The organism is Bacillus methanolicus PB1, from assembly GCF_000262755.1.
GTDB lineage: Bacteria > Bacillota > Bacilli > Bacillales > Cytobacillaceae > Bacillus_Z > Bacillus_Z methanolicus.
This window is the reverse complement of sequence record NZ_AFEU01000003.1, coordinates 488152-503691: the sequence shown is the minus strand read 5'-3', so window position 1 is coordinate 503691 and position 15540 is coordinate 488152. Positions and strand designations below refer to the sequence as shown.

Here is a 15540-nt window from a genome sequence, read left to right as displayed (position 1 = left end):
TCTTGAACGGGAGTAAATCACTGCCGAAAGGGAGTAAACGCCAGTCTAACGAGAGTAAAAGCACTTTGAAAATTATTCTTTTTCCAAATATTTAAATGCATGGTCTTTATCAATTCATACAAATTAAGTATAGATCAATGACTGAATGGAGAAATGGAACATGCATACAATTTGGAAAGGCAGCATAAGCTTTGGACTTGTAAATATCCCGATTAAACTTCATGCAGCAACAGAAGACAAGGACGTTAAACTGCGCAACCTTCATAAAGAATGCAAATCGCCAATAAAATATGAAAAAGTTTGTCCTGTCTGTGATGTGGAAGTAAAAAATGAAGACATCGTAAAGGCTTACGAATACACAAAAGGAAAATTTGTTGTTCTTGATGAAGAAGATTTGGAAAATTTGAAAAGGGAAAATGAAGACAAAGCAGTGGAAATCATTGACTTTGTAAAAATGGAACAAATCGACCCGATTTACTATGACAGAAGCTATTATATGTCACCAGGTGATGGCGGGGGAAAAGCTTATTCATTACTGCGCAAGGCGCTTGAAGAATCGGAAAAAGTCGGCATCGCCAAAATCATCATCAGGTCAAAAGAGCAGCTCGCCGTTATCCGGGTTTATGAAAATACGCTTGTTATGGAAACGATCCATTATCCGGATGAAGTAAGATCTGCAGCCGACGTTCCGAATGTGCCGGCAGAAAATAAAGTAACGAAGAAAGAAATTGATACGGCCATTTTATTAATTGACCAGCTGACAACGGATTTTCAACCAGAAAAATATACGGATGACTACCGGACGGCATTACTTGAATTAATTGAAGCGAAACGTACAGGAAAAGAAGTCGTGACACCGGCAGAAAAAGAACCTGTTTCGAATGTAACGGATCTCATGGCTGCATTGCAGGCTTCCATTGACAGGACAAAACCGAAAAAGACGGAAACAAGGAAAAAACGCACTGCCACAAAAACAAAGAGAGAAGCGTAATACGATTTCGCCAAATTTTTTTTAAAAATCTTGACTTGAAGTAAATATTTGAGCAGGAGAAACGGAGAGACCACATATCATTATCGTAGACCGGTAATGTTTATTTGGTCTCTCTTTCTTTTTTGTCTTCATCACTGCAAGGAGGTAGCTTAATGAATTTCTCAAATACAAACAGGAAAAAAATAGTCGAATATCTAAAAGATAGAGAATTCGATTTGCTTGTGATTGGCGGTGGAATCACAGGAGCAGGGATCGCTCTTGATGCGGCAACGAGAGGGATGGCTGCAGCATTGGTAGAAATGCAGGATTTTGGCGCCGGAACATCGAGCAGGTCGACAAAACTTATTCATGGAGGCCTTCGATACTTGAAGCAATTTGAAGTAAAATTGGTCGCGGAAGTTGGCAAAGAACGGGCAATTGTATATGAAAACGGGCCTCATGTGACAACCCCGGAATGGATGCTGCTTCCCATTTATAAAGGAGGAACGTCCGGCAAATTCAGCATTTCAGTCGGCCTCAGCCTTTATGACTTTTTAGCGGGGGTAAAGAAAAGCGAACGAAGAAAAATGCTCAATATTAATGAAACAGTAGAGAAAGAACCTCTTATTAAGAAAGAAGGGCTAAAAGGCAGCGGGTATTACGTCGAATATCGCACAGATGATGCAAGATTAACGATCGAAGTGATGAAAAAGGCTGTTGAAAAAGGGGCTGCTGCTTTGAACTATACAAAGGCGGAAAAATTCCTTTACGAAAATGGTAATGTTAGAGGGGCAGTGATCATTGATCATTTGTCTGGTGAACGCTATGAAATCCGCGCTAAAAAAGTAGTCAATGCAGCTGGTCCATGGGTCGACGAAGTCCGTGAAAAAGACGGTTCAAAAACAGGCAAAACGTTAAAACATACAAAAGGAGTTCATATCGTCATCGACAAATCCAAATTTCCACTAAAACAGGCTGTTTATTTTGATGCGCCTGATGGAAGAATGGTATTTGCAATTCCCCGCGGCGGTAAGGCATACGTAGGTACGACAGACACCTTTTACGATGCCGATCTTGCGTCTCCGATTATAACGTCTGCAGACAGGAAGTACCTCATTAACGCGATTCATTATATGTTTCCGCAAACGAACATTTCGGAAGAAGATATTGAATCGAGCTGGGCAGGAGTGCGTCCTTTAATCCATGAGGAAGGAAAAGATCCATCTGAGATTTCCCGTAGAGATGAAATTTGGGAATCTGAATCTGGATTAATTACAATCGCCGGAGGGAAACTGACTGGCTATCGGAAAATGGCTGAAATTGTTGTTGACTTAGTTTCAGGGAAACTTCAAAAAGAGACCGGTGTTTCATACAAGGAATGCCAAACGAAAAACTTGGCGATATCCGGAGGAGATGTCGGCGGATCAAGCTTTTTCAGCAAGTATATTGCTGAACAAATAACCAATGGGATCAAAAATGGACTCACAAATGAAGAAGCAAAATTTTTGATATCGATGTACGGGTCAAATGCACCGATATTATTTGACATCTCCGGAAAGCAAAAAACGCTAGCCGATCAATATGAATTGCCTCTTGCATTGTTCGCTCAATTGCAATATGCACTCGAACATGAAATGGCAGCAACCCCGGTGGATTTTTTTTACCGAAGAACAGGAATGCTTTTGTTTAATATTGCCGGTGTCCGGAAATGGAAAGATGAAGCTGTAAATTATATGGCAGACTATTTTGAATGGGACGAACAAACAACATTGAATAGAAAGGAAGAATTAGAAAAGGAAATAAAAAAAGCATCTGTACCGGACTGCTGAATGAAATCAATTCAAGTACTGGCCGCAATCGCGGTAAAATCGAAAAAAAAGGGTATAAGAATTTGTTCTTTTGGCAATACTTATAAACGTTATTATTGAAATCAGGAGGAATCCAATGGCAACTGGCAGAGTAAAATGGTTTAATTCCGAGAAAGGTTTTGGATTTATTGAAGTTGATGGCGGAGATGACGTCTTTGTACATTATTCAGCCATTCAAGGTGAAGGATTCAAAACTTTGGAAGAAGGACAAAGTGTTACATTTGATATTGAACAGGGACAACGCGGACCTCAAGCCGTCAATGTCCAGAAATCATGAAGGAAGAAACTAAAAGAGTCCCAATGGGGCTCTTTTTTTGGTCAAAAAAGTAAAGTTACTGTATACTATAATTGTACAGTATTTTTACTTTGGACTGAAAAAATAACATTTTCATAAAAAATGGCTCTAATATTTGCAGTCGGAGCATATAATGGATGTGTTTTAGTCCTACAAAAGGAGGGCTTTCTAATGGCTTTCGGAAGAAGAAATGATGAAGAGATTGTCACGGAAGAAACAAAGATATGGGAATGCACATCCGATGAGTGCAAAGGTTGGATGAGAGACAATTTTAAAAGCAGTGAAAAACCTTTATGCCCCCTTTGCAAAAGTGAAATGAAAGAGACGACTAAAATGCTCCAAGTTGTCCATAACTACAACAAAAATCTAGTGTGACGATTTCCGAGGCTGACTCAAAAGCAAAGGGTCAGACCCCCTCCAAGTCGGAGGGAGTCAGACCCTTATGAGTCAGCCCCTTTTTATATGCAAAAAGCTTGAAAGCAACAAACGCATTATTTAAAAGAAAATAGGGGATGATATATAGTATTGTTTCTTGCAGGAACCTGTTTAAAGTCCTGCGGTAATATGTCAAGCACCAAAATCAATGGAATTGGAAATTCTAAACCGTAAAAGTTCTAAAAAAGGCAATACTAAAGAAACCCAGTAAAATTTATTACATTTACTGGAAATAATAGAAGGATTTAGGGTCTTGTTACTCCCTATTTATCCACCTTCCTTCTAGGCGTGTAAATTTGGTCGTTACGTAGCAGCGCATCGACCAAACGCACAAGTTTTCTTGCAGTTAAGACGAGTGCTCTTTTATGTTGGTGCTTTGGAACCTCATGATACTTTTTCAGGTAGTATGCCCGAAATTCAGGTTCAAGTCGTTGTACCGAGTTGGCAGCTTCAACTAGGTAGTAACGAAGATAATGATTCCCTGATCGTATCATGTTTGTTTCCTCTGCCTGAAACTTTCCTGATTGATGCTTGGACCATGTTAACCCGGCATATTTCGCTAATGATGCTTGATTATCAAAGCGTTCAATTTGTCCAATTTCAGCTAATATTCCGGCACAATAAACGGGTCCGATACCAGGAATCGACTGTAAGGTGTTTGGAATGCCATCTAGTAGCTTTCGAATAGCTTTATCCAATTCCTTGATCTGCTTGGTAATACTGCGAATGGACTCAATGGAAGTTGCCAACAAAAGGTCAATCGAGTCTTCTACACACTTGGATAAACGATAAGAAGATCTGGCTGCCTTTTGAATGGACTTGGCTATACATTCGGCATCAGTAAAGCGATTTTTGCCCTTTTCCTGAAGATAATGCGCAAGTTCCTGGATATCCATGGAGCTGATTTCATCCAGGCTATACTTTTCGAGTAACAGCTCCATCATGGCGTTCCCAAACACGGAGCTTTCCACTTCAGCCGTAAAGGAACTGCACTTGTAAAAAAGGTGTTGGAGGAAATACTGTTTTTCACGAGTTAAATTGTGAACGAGATGATATCTCATTCTCGTTAATCTTTGAAGGGCAATATATTGTTCCTGCATGACAGCCGAAAGTCGAAGGCGCCCGAAACGGAGTCGATCCGCAATAATCCAGGCATCGATATGGTCTGTTTTATCGAGATCCGTATAAGACTCCTTAAACTTCTTAATTAGTTTTGGGTTAATCGTAAACACTTTCGTTTTAAACTTTTTCAAGGATTCATCTTCATGAAAGAACATGGATGGATGCCAACTGTAAACAGATGTTGCTTCCATTCCAATTTGAATCTCTTGAATCAAGTTTTTTTGGGCAATATCTACAATTTGATTTCGTAGATAAGATGCCCCGGTTAAATTGTTTTCAACAGTTTGAGAAGATAATGTTTCACCATCTAAATTCATGACACAAGCTTTCATATCTTGAGAGCTGACGTCTATTCCGACAAATAACTTCATGGGAGAAACCTCCTTTCATTTTAGGATCAGTGGGAAGGACTCTTCGGGATGTCCCCAGCGCACTTGTTGATCAATCACCCTCGCGTATGAGAACTCGCTCTGATCCATGAGCTGCCTGGAAGCTGCCACTTCCAGCATGGGTTGCCAGAGGGAACAGCCTGCGGGTTAGAAGTTCAAACAAGAGCTGGAGAAACAGACTTTATTAAGTAGTCAAAGCTACAGGAGGGAGAAGGATTTCCCCAAATGATCCTTAAAACCATTATCTAGGGACATCACGAAAAGTCCACCCCTAAAATGGAAATTCTTCAGATAGTGGTGGGCTAGCCCACCACTATCTGAACTAGCTCCTATGAAGTTATGAATGAACAGAAATCTAACTGGAAAATACCTCAAAAGAGAATTCTAAAAATACTATACGAGGAGGGTTTTTCGTTGAAATTCTGGAAGAGACTAAAGTTTGTTTTAAATGTGCGCAGGTCATTTCCATTTTTAATGGATTTTTTTCTTTCAAAAGAAGTGGCAATATCAAAAAAGATGATTTCCGTATTATTGGTAGCGGGCTATTTTTTCTTTCCATTTGATTTAATCCCTGACTTTTTTTCATTTATTGGGGTTGTTGATGACATCACAGTGTTAACATTCATTTTGCAGCAAATCGTAAAAATGGCACCAGAATCGCTTAAAGAAAAATACAATTTAAAAAATAAACCGTAAGAGGGGGGTTCCAAATTGTTTTAGTCGCTTCTCATTGCTTATCAAGGAAAGTTAATGAGCTTATGATTCGATTAATAAGCCCTTATTTTGATTTATGAGTCTTTATTTCGATTATTGAGCCGTCGTTCCGGTATATGAACCGTCGGACACAATAGTGATCTTCCATTTCAATTTAGCAAATAAGAAGGACCGGGCAGATGCCCGGTTTTTCAATCGTTTATTCTTCTTTTAGCTCTGTAATATCCACTACTGTTCTTTCTTCTAAAGGACCACGCAGATGGACGGTAGCCGTTCGCCCGTCTTCATTAAGCTGATCGATCCATACTGATGCACCATTATACGTTACCTCAATATCAGCAGGAGAAGACAAAATTTGCTTAACTCGTTTGACATCCATTCGTATTCACTCCCTCAATAAAGTCACTATATTTTTTGAATTGTACGGTGATTTTATGCCCTTTCTTATTCATTATCTGTTTTTTTGTCAATATAGATGCTCCCGTCACTTTGCAATTCCGCAAAAAACACATCTTCTAATTTATGGATTCCTTGTAATAGCAATTGTTGATTCAACCATTCTTCACTTAAATTCAGTTCCTGAAGATTTTTCTTAACAACTTCGCCGTCAACGATCAGCTCAGTCGGTAAATACAGCCGGGAACTGGATGTAATTTTTAAATCTTTCTTTGTGACAGGTTCAAGTTCGACTTTTTTCAGCACACTCAATTGTCCGTTAGGTTCCAGGATTGCGTAATCAACATCTTTGACGGAAAATATGTTTTTTAACCTAAGAAGCATGCTTAAGTCATCCATGTTTAATTTGTTGGATGCCATTGCTTTTTCAAGAATCTTTCCGTTTTTTATCACAATCGTTGGTTCTCCATCAAGCAAGACTCTTGCTTTGGAAGATTTTAAACTGATGAACTCTAGTGTGAAGGTTAATAAAGCCCATAGAATCAAACCTGTGACTCCGTCAATTAATTTAATATCTCGGTGAACAACCATATCTCCGGCAATATTCCCTAAAGCAATCCCGGTGATATATGTAAAAAAAGTCATTTGACTTAATTGTTTTTTTCCGAGGACATGTGTTAACAAAAATAAGACAAAGAAACCGAGCAGAAGTAGTGATTATTGTTTCCATTTTCATCCTCTGTATCTTGTATTTATACATAATGTTTGCGAATTCCCTTCAGGCTAAACAGCTTGGTTTAAAAAAATTATAATTTGCTTTGACAGATCAAAAAATAGATATTAATATTATATGTATATTCAAAAATTCAAATATAGAAAATTGAGGAGAAGGGGTATTTGTGAGACAATTGTCATTAGGGAGATATCACGGTTATAGTTTTCAGAATTTTCGGAAGGATTTACTTTCAGGTGTAATTGTCGGTATTATTGCTATTCCGCTTGGCATGGCCTTTGCTATTGCGTCAGGAGTGAAGCCTGAGTATGGCATCTATACGACAATCATTGCGGGAATTTTGATTTCACTTCTCGGCGGTTCCAAGTATCAAATTGGAGGTCCAACCGGAGCCTTTATTCCCATTCTGTTAGGAATAGTCATGACGTACGGTTATGAAAATTTATTAATTGCTGGATTTTTAGCCGGTGTTATGTTATTTCTAATGGGGGTGCTTAGACTCGGCTCATTAATAAAGTTTATTCCACGCCCTGTGACAATAGGTTTTACGTCGGGGATCGCAGTGATTATTTTTACAGGCCAGCTTGCCAACTTTTTTGGACTTACAGGAATCGAAAAGCATGAGGATTTCTTGTCCAATATGAAAGAGATTTTCGAGAATTTGGATACGATGAACTTTTATAGCGTAATCACAGCAATTGTATCACTTACTCTCATATTGCTTACACCTAAAATATTTCCTAGAGTTCCCGGACCATTAATTGGATTAATTGTGTCAAGTATCGTTGCCTCAATGTTCTTTGCAGGAAAAGTAGCGACAATCGGTTCTACTTTTGGTGAAATTCCGAGCGGTTTGCCTGAATTTCAAATACCTGAAATAACAACTGAAAAAATAATACAATTGCTTCGTCCGGCCTTTGTTATCGCCATGCTTGGCGGAATAGAGTCATTGCTCTCCGCTGTTGTTGCTGATGGAATGACAGGAAGTAAACATAACAGCAATCGCGAGCTGATCGGGCAAGGGATCGCCAATATGATAACGCCTTTATTCGGCGGTATACCTGCGACAGGAGCCATTGCAAGAACGGCAACGAATATAAAAAATGGTGCGGCTTCACCAATGTCCGGTGTCATTCACGGTCTAATTGTTTTCGCAGTGTTATTGCTTTTTGCTCCATATGCTTCCGATATTCCGCTTGCAAGTATGGCCCCCATTTTAATGGTTGTGGCGTGGAATATGAGTGAACGAAATGAGTTCGTCCATATTCTTAAAACAAAGACAAGTGATTCTTTAATTTTGGTTATTACATTTTTTCTCACTGTATTTGCAAACCTTACTATCGCTGTTGAGGTGGGATTGATTTTAGCTGTAATCCTGTTTGTTAAACGAATGAGTGAAATTCTTACAGTTGCTAAAGTGCTTCCAGATCCATTAGATTCAAGTAAGAAAGTAAGCCCGCACTTGGTAAGCAAGGGGAATGACTGTCCTCAAATCAGTATCTTTACAGTGGAAGGTCCTCTTTTCTTTGGAGCGGCACAAATGTTTGAATCGTACATATTGGATACGATTAACCACCGTCCCAAAGTATTGATTTTACGAATGGGAAAAGTACCCTATATGGATACAACAGGAGAAGCAAATTTTGCAAGCATTGTCCGGCATTTTCAAAAAAGGGGGGGCATCATCCTTATCTCAGGCATCCAAAACCAACCGAAAGAAGTCCTGAAAAAAACAAGACTTTATGAGGAGATTGGGGAAGAAAATTTCTTTGACCATACAGGAGAAGCAATTGATTTTGCCTTAGCTCATTTGGATTATAAAAAGTGCATCGGATGTAATCATTTCGCATTCCAAGAATGTACAGCGCTTTCAAATTCTGAATGGGAATCGGAAAAGAGAAGAGGCATAGCATTTACGGGTTTGGCTCACAAATCCTGATAGGGAGGACATAATGGATCTAGATTTACAACAATTTAAAGCTGATTTTTTCAAAGCTCTCGCCCATCCGTTAAGGATAAGAATTTTAGAACTGTTAGCGGAAGGCGAGAAAAATGTCAATGAGCTGCAAACGCTTATTGGCACAGAAGGATCAGCTGTATCTCAGCAACTAAGTGTATTACGTTCAAAAAACATCGTAAATGGAACGAAAGATGGCAATCGAGTGTTGTACTCTCTTCGCGACCCAATGATTATTGACTTATTGAATATTGCCAGACAAATTTTTAACAACCATCTCATCGATACAATATCGATGTTGGATAAAATCAATGACGATAAGAGTAAGGAATTAGAAGTGGAAGAATAGTACCTGGCCGGGGCTGTTTTTCCCGGCAACTCTTGATTTTGACCGTCAATATGGCGGTCTTTTTTTGTGGAAAAGGGGCTGATTTACGTAAACAAAAATAGAAATGCCAACCTCCTTGTGGAAGAGGCAAAGAATAAAGTTCACGAATTGCCTGCTGTAATGAAAGATATTTGGGAGAAAATGATAAAATTAACCCTTATTTTAAATTTCTAATAAATATGTATTGATTTTTTTAATAATTGCTGATATTATTTAATCAAAAACCAAGTATTTCAATCGGATATTATTATTATGGTGTCGACCAGACTACTGGAGATTCAACCTCACTTTAATGTGTGGTGAATCTCTTTTTTTGTTGCAAGAGGAGGTGAACATATTCATATAAATCGGATATCGTTTCATAAAAAATCCATAAAATATTTTTTATTATGAGAAATTAATCATAGAGGAAACCTCTATAAAACGAATTCGCATTTGCCCAAGAAGTATTTAATCATGCCGTTTTTATGGATGCAGGAAAAGTTATCGAAGAGGCAGTCCAAGCATTATGTTTAATAATCCTAGGGAAGAATGAACTAAGTTTCCGAGTAGAAGCAATGGTGAACTAGTATATTTAAAAATTCATAGATTATTTTGATAAAACATTAATTAGTTTCTAAAGATATAAATGATAATAAAACTTAAAATAATAGGAGTGATTTTATGTCAACTTTAAAAGAATATCTTGTTCAAAAGCGTGAAGCAGGATTAAAATTGCAAGAGCATTATGAAAAGCATCCTGAATCTGCAGTCGAACCAATAAAAGCAAGAGTTAAAGCAAAGGGACGAAGTGGAGTTCGTGAGATTAGAATTCGTGATTTTCAAATTATTAGTGACAGCCCCGAAAATTTTGCCGGATACAGTCTTGGACCTACTTCCCCGGAAATACAGTTGGGAGTCTTGGGAAGCTGCTTAACACATATTACATTAATTCAAGCTTCATTGTTGCAAATATCGATAGATTCATTAGAAGTAGAAATAACGGGGATACAAAATCATCTAGCTGGTAAAGAAGGATTCGAAGATGTACCAATTTACCCTCATAATATTCGCTACAAACTTTTTATTCAGTCAGAGGAGTCGCCAGAAACCATAGCAAAGCTTCATGAGGAAGTGGAAAAAGTATGTCCAATACTAAATTTATTGAAAAACCCTCAACAGATCGAAGGGGAAGTCATTCATACAAACCAATCTTCGGAAAAAATACGAGCTTAAATAATATTCGGGACTCTTTAATAGAGGAAAAGGTGTCTCCGTAGCTTCTTTCCCATTGTATGTTTGAAGTACTGGAGGAGTAGTAATGAGTTTTGCGTTTGATCATTTAGTCCATTTTGTAGAAGAACCAGAAGAAGCAATTGCCATTCTAAAAGAAAATGGGATATACGCCGTTGAAGGAGGAGTGCACGAAAACTGTGGTACATACAATGCACTTAGTTACTTTGATTTAAGTTATATAGAATTTCTTAGTACATATGATAGAAAACTAGTTGAGCAAACCGAGCATCCGAAACACAGTTTAATGGAAACCGTTGTGAATGACAGGTTCACAGAAGGGTTTTCGCGGGTTGCAATTTGAAGTACTGAAGAAGAGAGGGGAAAGACCATTTCAAGTTAATTTTTCCAGTGATAGAAGTGATGTAACGTTTGAATTATTGGTTCGAATTTATAAGATTAAAAAGCTTTACTTGTGATGAATACATCACTATTTTATTTTACTTTAAATCCTAGTAATCCTATATACTATCTAAGAATGGAGGAGAAAAAATGAGAAAAAAACGAAATATAAGTCAGTTTTTGATTTTTATTCTTGCAATTGCATTTATGCTGGCAGGGTGCGGCTCCGCCGATAATTCTAAAAAAGCACCAAGTGAAGAAACAAAAGGCAAGACAGATAAAATAATTCGTGTAGGATATCAAAAAGGAAATACTATAAATATATTAAAAGAAAGCGGCATCTTGGAAAAAAAACTTGAGAAAGATGGATATAAAGTAGAATGGAAAGAATTTAGCCACGGTTATGGATTATTAGAGGGTCTTTTTGCAGGGAACATTGATTTTGGCCATGCAGCGGATGGACCTGGAATATTTGCTCAAGCTAGTGACAAGCCATTAGTTTATGCTGGAGCTGACTTGCCAAATCCAGAAGGAGTTGGTGTTCTAGTACATAAAGAGTCCGGCATAAAGTCAATAAAAGAATTGAAAGGGAAAAAGATTGGTGCTTTAAAAGGTGGAAATCATCATTATTTGGCTATTCTTGCATTGAAAGATGCCGGTTTGAGCGTTGATGATGTTGAGTGGGTATTTTTTAAAGAAGCAGCTGAAGCTCGTGCTGCATTTGAAACAAAAAGAATTGATGCACTCGCATCATACGATCCATTTTTGGCAGCTGCTGAAATTGATCTAAATACGATTAACTTAACGGAAGGTAAAGATTATGGTTATCCTAATAGAACGTTTTATTATGCGAACGTAGATTTTAATAAAGAACATCCTGAATTAGTGGATCTTATTTTAGAAGCGATAGATGAGTCTGATAAATGGGCAAATGAAAACAAGCCAGAAGTAGTTAAACTGCTTTCAAAGATGATAGGGATTGATGAAAAAATTATTGACAAAGCAATAAATCGCCGTAAATACGGTGTTGATCGCATCAATGAAGAAATCATTGCTGCCCAGCAGAAGCAGGCGGATATATATTATGAAATCGGCTTAATCCCTAAAAAAGTAGATGTTTCTAAAGATATGCCAATTAAATAAGAGGGGAGAATTTTATGAAGAATAAAGTATTATTACAAATCATACCTTGGATCATTCCTTTTTTATTTATTGTTGGATGGCATATTGTTTCAACGAATGAATGGATTTCAACTAAACTGCTTCCTGCTCCGCTCACAATCTTAAAGAGTGCATATCATTTAGTTGTTTCTGGAGAATTGATCTATCATATGCAAGTAAGTGTGACTAGAGCGCTCGTTGGCTTACTAATTGGAGGAGGGTTGGGATTTATTCTAGGTGTTGCGAATGGGGTATCTAAATATTTATACCTTTTTACGGACACTTCAATACAAATGATTCGTAATATTCCAAACCTGGCACTTGTACCACTTATTATTATCTGGTTTGGCATAGATGAAGGGGCAAAAATCTTTCTCGTTTCCATCGGTGTCATGTTTCCAGTCTATATTAATACACTACATGGCCTTAAAAATATTGATCCAGGGTTTATTGAAATGGGAAGGATGTACGGATTAAAAGGATGGAATCTTTTTAAAGAAATCTTATTGCCAGGTGCATTACCTTCTGTTTTTGTAGGTTTGCGCTATGCGTTAGGTATTATGTGGATTACCTTAATTGTCGCTGAAACAATAGCGACAACGAGAGGTGTTGGTTATTTGGCTATGACAGCTCAACAATTTATGCAATCAGATATTATCATTATTACGATTATATTGTATGCACTATTCGGGAAATTAGCTGATTTACTTGCACGATTTGGTGAACGGAAAGTACTTCGCTGGCATAAGAGTTATAATCGTTAAATATATGGAGGGATTTCATAGTGGGTGTACCTTCATTAACTATTGAAGAGGTCAATAGAGCTCAGGGTGTTCATATAAAATTAGAGAACATTGAAAAAACTTTTGGAGAAAAAACTGTATTAAAAAATCTTTCTCTTGAAATCAAATCAGGAGAGTTTGTTGCAATCGTTGGAAAAAGCGGGAGTGGGAAAAGTACACTCTTACGATTGGTCGCAGGCTTAGAAGAGCCGAATGCCGGCCAAATTACCTTTAATGGGTTACCTATTAAAGAATCTAATACAAGTGCTACTATGATGTATCAAGATTCTCGGCTTTTACCTTGGAAAACGGTATTAAATAATGTTGGTCTTGGCTTAAAAGAAAACTGGAAAGAAAAAGCTGAACAAACTTTGGATAATGTCGGTTTACTTCCTTATAAAAATCAATGGCCATCAACACTTTCAGGCGGGCAACAGCAACGCGTTGCTCTTGCCCGAGCGTTAGTGCACGACCCGTCTTTATTATTATTAGATGAACCATTGAGTGCTTTAGATGCTTTAACTCGTATGGAAATGCAAAATTTAATTGAAAAACTCTGGCTTGAACAGGGTTTTACAGCATTGCTCGTAACACATGACGTTCGGGAAGCTGTAAAATTAGGAGATCGCATTATCTTAATCGAGGACGGAAATATCACGTTAGATATTAAGAACACTGCCAAAAGACCACGTGAATTTTCTGATGTTTCTTTGACGTTATTAGAGAAAAATATTTTGGACAAAATCATGAACTCATAAACTACTATACTGAAAAAGGAGCAAAATAAAGGATTCTTCTGAACTGAAGGATTATGTACATTAATGTATCGAATTATCTCTTTTCATCATGATTGTGAATACTTCAATTTATGGCATTCAGCTGGTTTTAAGCCGCTTCCTCAGTCTCTGGGAAAGCGGCTGTTTTTAATTATACTTGTCATCGCTTCAGTAACTATTAATCTATCATGAGCCGTCTCAGTTGATATCTGCTATTTGTGACGAAATTGGCTTAGAAGAGACGATCAACGTACAGTTTTATTGGGACAAAGTTTAATGCCATTTATCACCTGGTACCCGATTTAAAGCCTTAGTACGGAGCAATTAGTCTAAATTGTATTGCCCTACTTTGTAATACGGATAGTCCATTTGTTTTTGAATACTTAGAACAGCATCCGCACCTCCAAGCAGTTCACAAATGTATAATCCGAGATCTATCGCTGTTGCTACCCCACCGCCAGTAATAATATTACCGTCCTTAACAATTCGGTTCTCTATGACCTCTAAACAATAAGGCCGAAGCAAATCATATGCAGCGGGATGAGTCGTAGCTTTCTTCCCATTCAGAAAACCAGCAACCCCAAACAGTAAGGAACCTGTACAAACTGACACTTTATAATTTGCATTTCTACCCGTTTTCAACCATTCTATAAATTCAGAATCATGCAATAATTGACGAGTACCAAATCCCCCGGGGACATATAGCAAATCATACTGGGATAAATCAGGAGAGACTTCTTTAATCTTGAATGTAATTCCCCGATCGTCACTAATTTCATCTTTCGTTCCACACAAGTTCCAGCTTAAATCCTCATTAAAGCCCATTGTTTTCAAGCGTGTTACTGAGTCATAAAAACCAATAAAATCAAGAGTTGTCATTTTGTCGAAAAGAATAAATGCAACTTTCATAGAAAGCCCTCCACAAATACAAAATATTAACTATTTTATTATTTTTAGTTTTAAATTACCATACTTGTCCACTCCTGATATCAAAACTTCCCTCTTTTATTAGGCCAGGGGCGGGTTGATTTAAAAAAGGGTTATAATGATTTGCATTGAATTATCTATTATATATTCGTATGGGAGAGAATTATATGCAAATTAGACACATTACATCTGATGATGCAGAAAAGTTTGTAAATCTGATTTTGCAAGTTGAAAGTGAATCGGATTTTATGCTTTTTGAGGCTAATGAAAGAAAAGTTACTCCAGAACAGCAACGAAGCCAAATTGAAGCGATGCAGAAAAAGGGAAATTCTACAATACTTGTAGCGGAAGTAGAGGGTAACCTCGTTGGTTACTTGGTTGCAATAGGTGGACGTGCAAGACGAAACAAGCATACTGTATATCTTGTGGTAGGTATATTAGACCAATATAGAGGTAAAGGTATAGGAAATAAATTATTTACCGAGTTAGAAAATTGGGCAAGAGAACATAAAATTCACCGTTTGGAATTATCAGTGATTACAAGCAACCGTGCAGCACTATCTTTGTACAGTAAAATGGGGTTTCAAAAAGAAGGAATTAAAAAGGATTCGCTTCTTGTTAATGGGCAATATGTTGACGAGTATTACATGTCAAAGCTCTTATAAGTTGTTATATTCACACATGAAAATTTATAATGCTCAAATGTAAATTGTCATGTTATTTCAGATTGTGAATTTCATATGATTTAAGAACGGATAATCTAATAAACGGTAAAGCACGGCTGAACAAGAAGTGGTGGGCGTGATAGGTTATTTGCCTTGCAAAACAAGTATTTCCGTTGCGTCTTTCTCTGGAGAGTATGCCCACAGAGTCACCTTGTCATTTGTACATTTAAATAATAACATGGGTAGGGTGATGATGGAATGCGGTACATGATGATTGTTTTGTTGGAGTTCTAACCTTTTTGGCTGGCGTTGTCCGAGAAAAACGCAGGAAGTATGCTGCTTCTTTAC

Annotated in this window: 17 protein-coding genes; 13 read left to right on the top strand and 4 right to left on the bottom strand. The window is 37.6% G+C overall.

Annotation, left to right across the window (positions count from 1 at the left end):
* The first annotated feature begins 160 nt into the window (after positions 1-160).
* The 4 genes from ku to PB1_RS12190 all read left to right on the top strand — a co-directional run bounded on the left by ku (position 161) and on the right by PB1_RS12190 (position 3508).
* Positions 161-991 carry a non-homologous end joining protein Ku gene (gene ku / locus PB1_RS12205; RefSeq protein WP_004436989.1) on the top strand — a complete coding sequence of 277 codons (831 nt, stop codon included), beginning with the start codon at positions 161-163 and terminating at the stop codon, positions 989-991.
* A gap of 152 nt (positions 992-1143) precedes the next feature.
* Complete coding sequence (locus PB1_RS12200; RefSeq protein ID WP_004436987.1) at positions 1144-2799, top strand: glycerol-3-phosphate dehydrogenase/oxidase; 1656 nt, start codon at positions 1144-1146, stop codon at positions 2797-2799.
* 115 nt (positions 2800-2914) lie between these two features.
* A complete protein-coding gene (locus PB1_RS12195) occupies positions 2915-3115 on the top strand; it encodes a cold-shock protein (protein WP_004436986.1) in 201 nt (66 codons plus the stop codon).
* A gap of 189 nt (positions 3116-3304) precedes the next feature.
* Positions 3305-3508 (top strand): cold-shock protein, encoded by a 204-nt coding sequence (locus tag PB1_RS12190; RefSeq protein ID WP_004436984.1) that lies wholly within the window; start codon positions 3305-3307, stop codon positions 3506-3508.
* Positions 3509-3831: 323 nt separating this feature from the next.
* On the opposite strand, the gene PB1_RS12185 is transcribed toward PB1_RS12190, so the two are convergent.
* The gene (locus PB1_RS12185) at positions 3832-5061 is read right to left on the bottom strand and encodes an IS110 family RNA-guided transposase (protein WP_003351428.1); all 1230 of its coding nucleotides are present in this window, start codon (positions 5059-5061) and stop codon (positions 3832-3834) included.
* A gap of 432 nt (positions 5062-5493) precedes the next feature.
* On the opposite strand from PB1_RS12185, the gene PB1_RS12180 reads away from it, so the two are divergent.
* Positions 5494-5775, top strand: a complete 282-nt coding sequence (locus tag PB1_RS12180; RefSeq protein ID WP_004436982.1) for a YkvA family protein — start codon at positions 5494-5496, stop codon at positions 5773-5775.
* Positions 5776-5992: 217 nt separating this feature from the next.
* On the opposite strand, the gene PB1_RS12175 is transcribed toward PB1_RS12180, so the two are convergent.
* Together PB1_RS12175 and PB1_RS12170 are read right to left on the bottom strand one after the other, a co-directional pair.
* Entirely contained in the window at positions 5993-6172 is a 180-nt protein-coding gene (locus tag PB1_RS12175; protein ID WP_004436981.1) for an H-type small acid-soluble spore protein, read from the bottom strand.
* Between the two features lie 65 nt (positions 6173-6237).
* Positions 6238-6873 (bottom strand): DUF421 domain-containing protein, encoded by a 636-nt coding sequence (locus PB1_RS12170; RefSeq protein ID WP_004436979.1) that lies wholly within the window; start codon positions 6871-6873, stop codon positions 6238-6240.
* Positions 6874-7088: 215 nt separating this feature from the next.
* Here PB1_RS12170 and PB1_RS12165 point away from each other — a divergent pair, with 215 nt between their 5' ends.
* The 7 genes from PB1_RS12165 to PB1_RS12135 all read left to right on the top strand — a co-directional run bounded on the left by PB1_RS12165 (position 7089) and on the right by PB1_RS12135 (position 13582).
* Complete coding sequence (locus PB1_RS12165) at positions 7089-8861, top strand: SulP family inorganic anion transporter (RefSeq protein WP_004436977.1); 1773 nt, start codon at positions 7089-7091, stop codon at positions 8859-8861.
* 13 nt (positions 8862-8874) lie between these two features.
* Positions 8875-9228 (top strand): ArsR/SmtB family transcription factor, encoded by a 354-nt coding sequence (locus PB1_RS12160; protein WP_004436975.1) that lies wholly within the window; start codon positions 8875-8877, stop codon positions 9226-9228.
* A gap of 702 nt (positions 9229-9930) precedes the next feature.
* On the top strand, positions 9931-10482 hold the full coding sequence (locus PB1_RS12155) for an OsmC family protein (protein WP_004436970.1): 552 nt from the start codon (positions 9931-9933) through the stop codon (positions 10480-10482).
* Positions 10483-10567: 85 nt separating this feature from the next.
* A complete protein-coding gene (locus PB1_RS12150; protein ID WP_004436968.1) occupies positions 10568-10843 on the top strand; it encodes a VOC family protein in 276 nt (91 codons plus the stop codon).
* Between the two features lie 188 nt (positions 10844-11031).
* Positions 11032-12024, top strand: a complete 993-nt coding sequence (locus tag PB1_RS12145; RefSeq protein WP_004436966.1) for an aliphatic sulfonate ABC transporter substrate-binding protein — start codon at positions 11032-11034, stop codon at positions 12022-12024.
* A gap of 14 nt (positions 12025-12038) precedes the next feature.
* On the top strand, positions 12039-12806 hold the full coding sequence (locus tag PB1_RS12140; RefSeq protein ID WP_004436964.1) for an ABC transporter permease subunit: 768 nt from the start codon (positions 12039-12041) through the stop codon (positions 12804-12806).
* Positions 12807-12826: 20 nt separating this feature from the next.
* Positions 12827-13582: an ATP-binding cassette domain-containing protein gene (locus PB1_RS12135; protein ID WP_004436962.1), complete on the top strand. Its 756-nt coding sequence runs from the start codon at positions 12827-12829 to the stop codon at positions 13580-13582.
* A gap of 342 nt (positions 13583-13924) precedes the next feature.
* Here the strand turns inward: PB1_RS12135 and PB1_RS12130 are convergent, their stop codons facing one another.
* Positions 13925-14509: a DJ-1/PfpI family protein gene (locus tag PB1_RS12130; protein ID WP_004436961.1), complete on the bottom strand. Its 585-nt coding sequence runs from the start codon at positions 14507-14509 to the stop codon at positions 13925-13927.
* 185 nt (positions 14510-14694) lie between these two features.
* Here PB1_RS12130 and PB1_RS12125 point away from each other — a divergent pair, with 185 nt between their 5' ends.
* On the top strand, positions 14695-15192 hold the full coding sequence (locus PB1_RS12125; RefSeq protein ID WP_004436959.1) for a GNAT family N-acetyltransferase: 498 nt from the start codon (positions 14695-14697) through the stop codon (positions 15190-15192).
* The last annotated feature ends 348 nt before the right edge of the window (positions 15193-15540 follow it).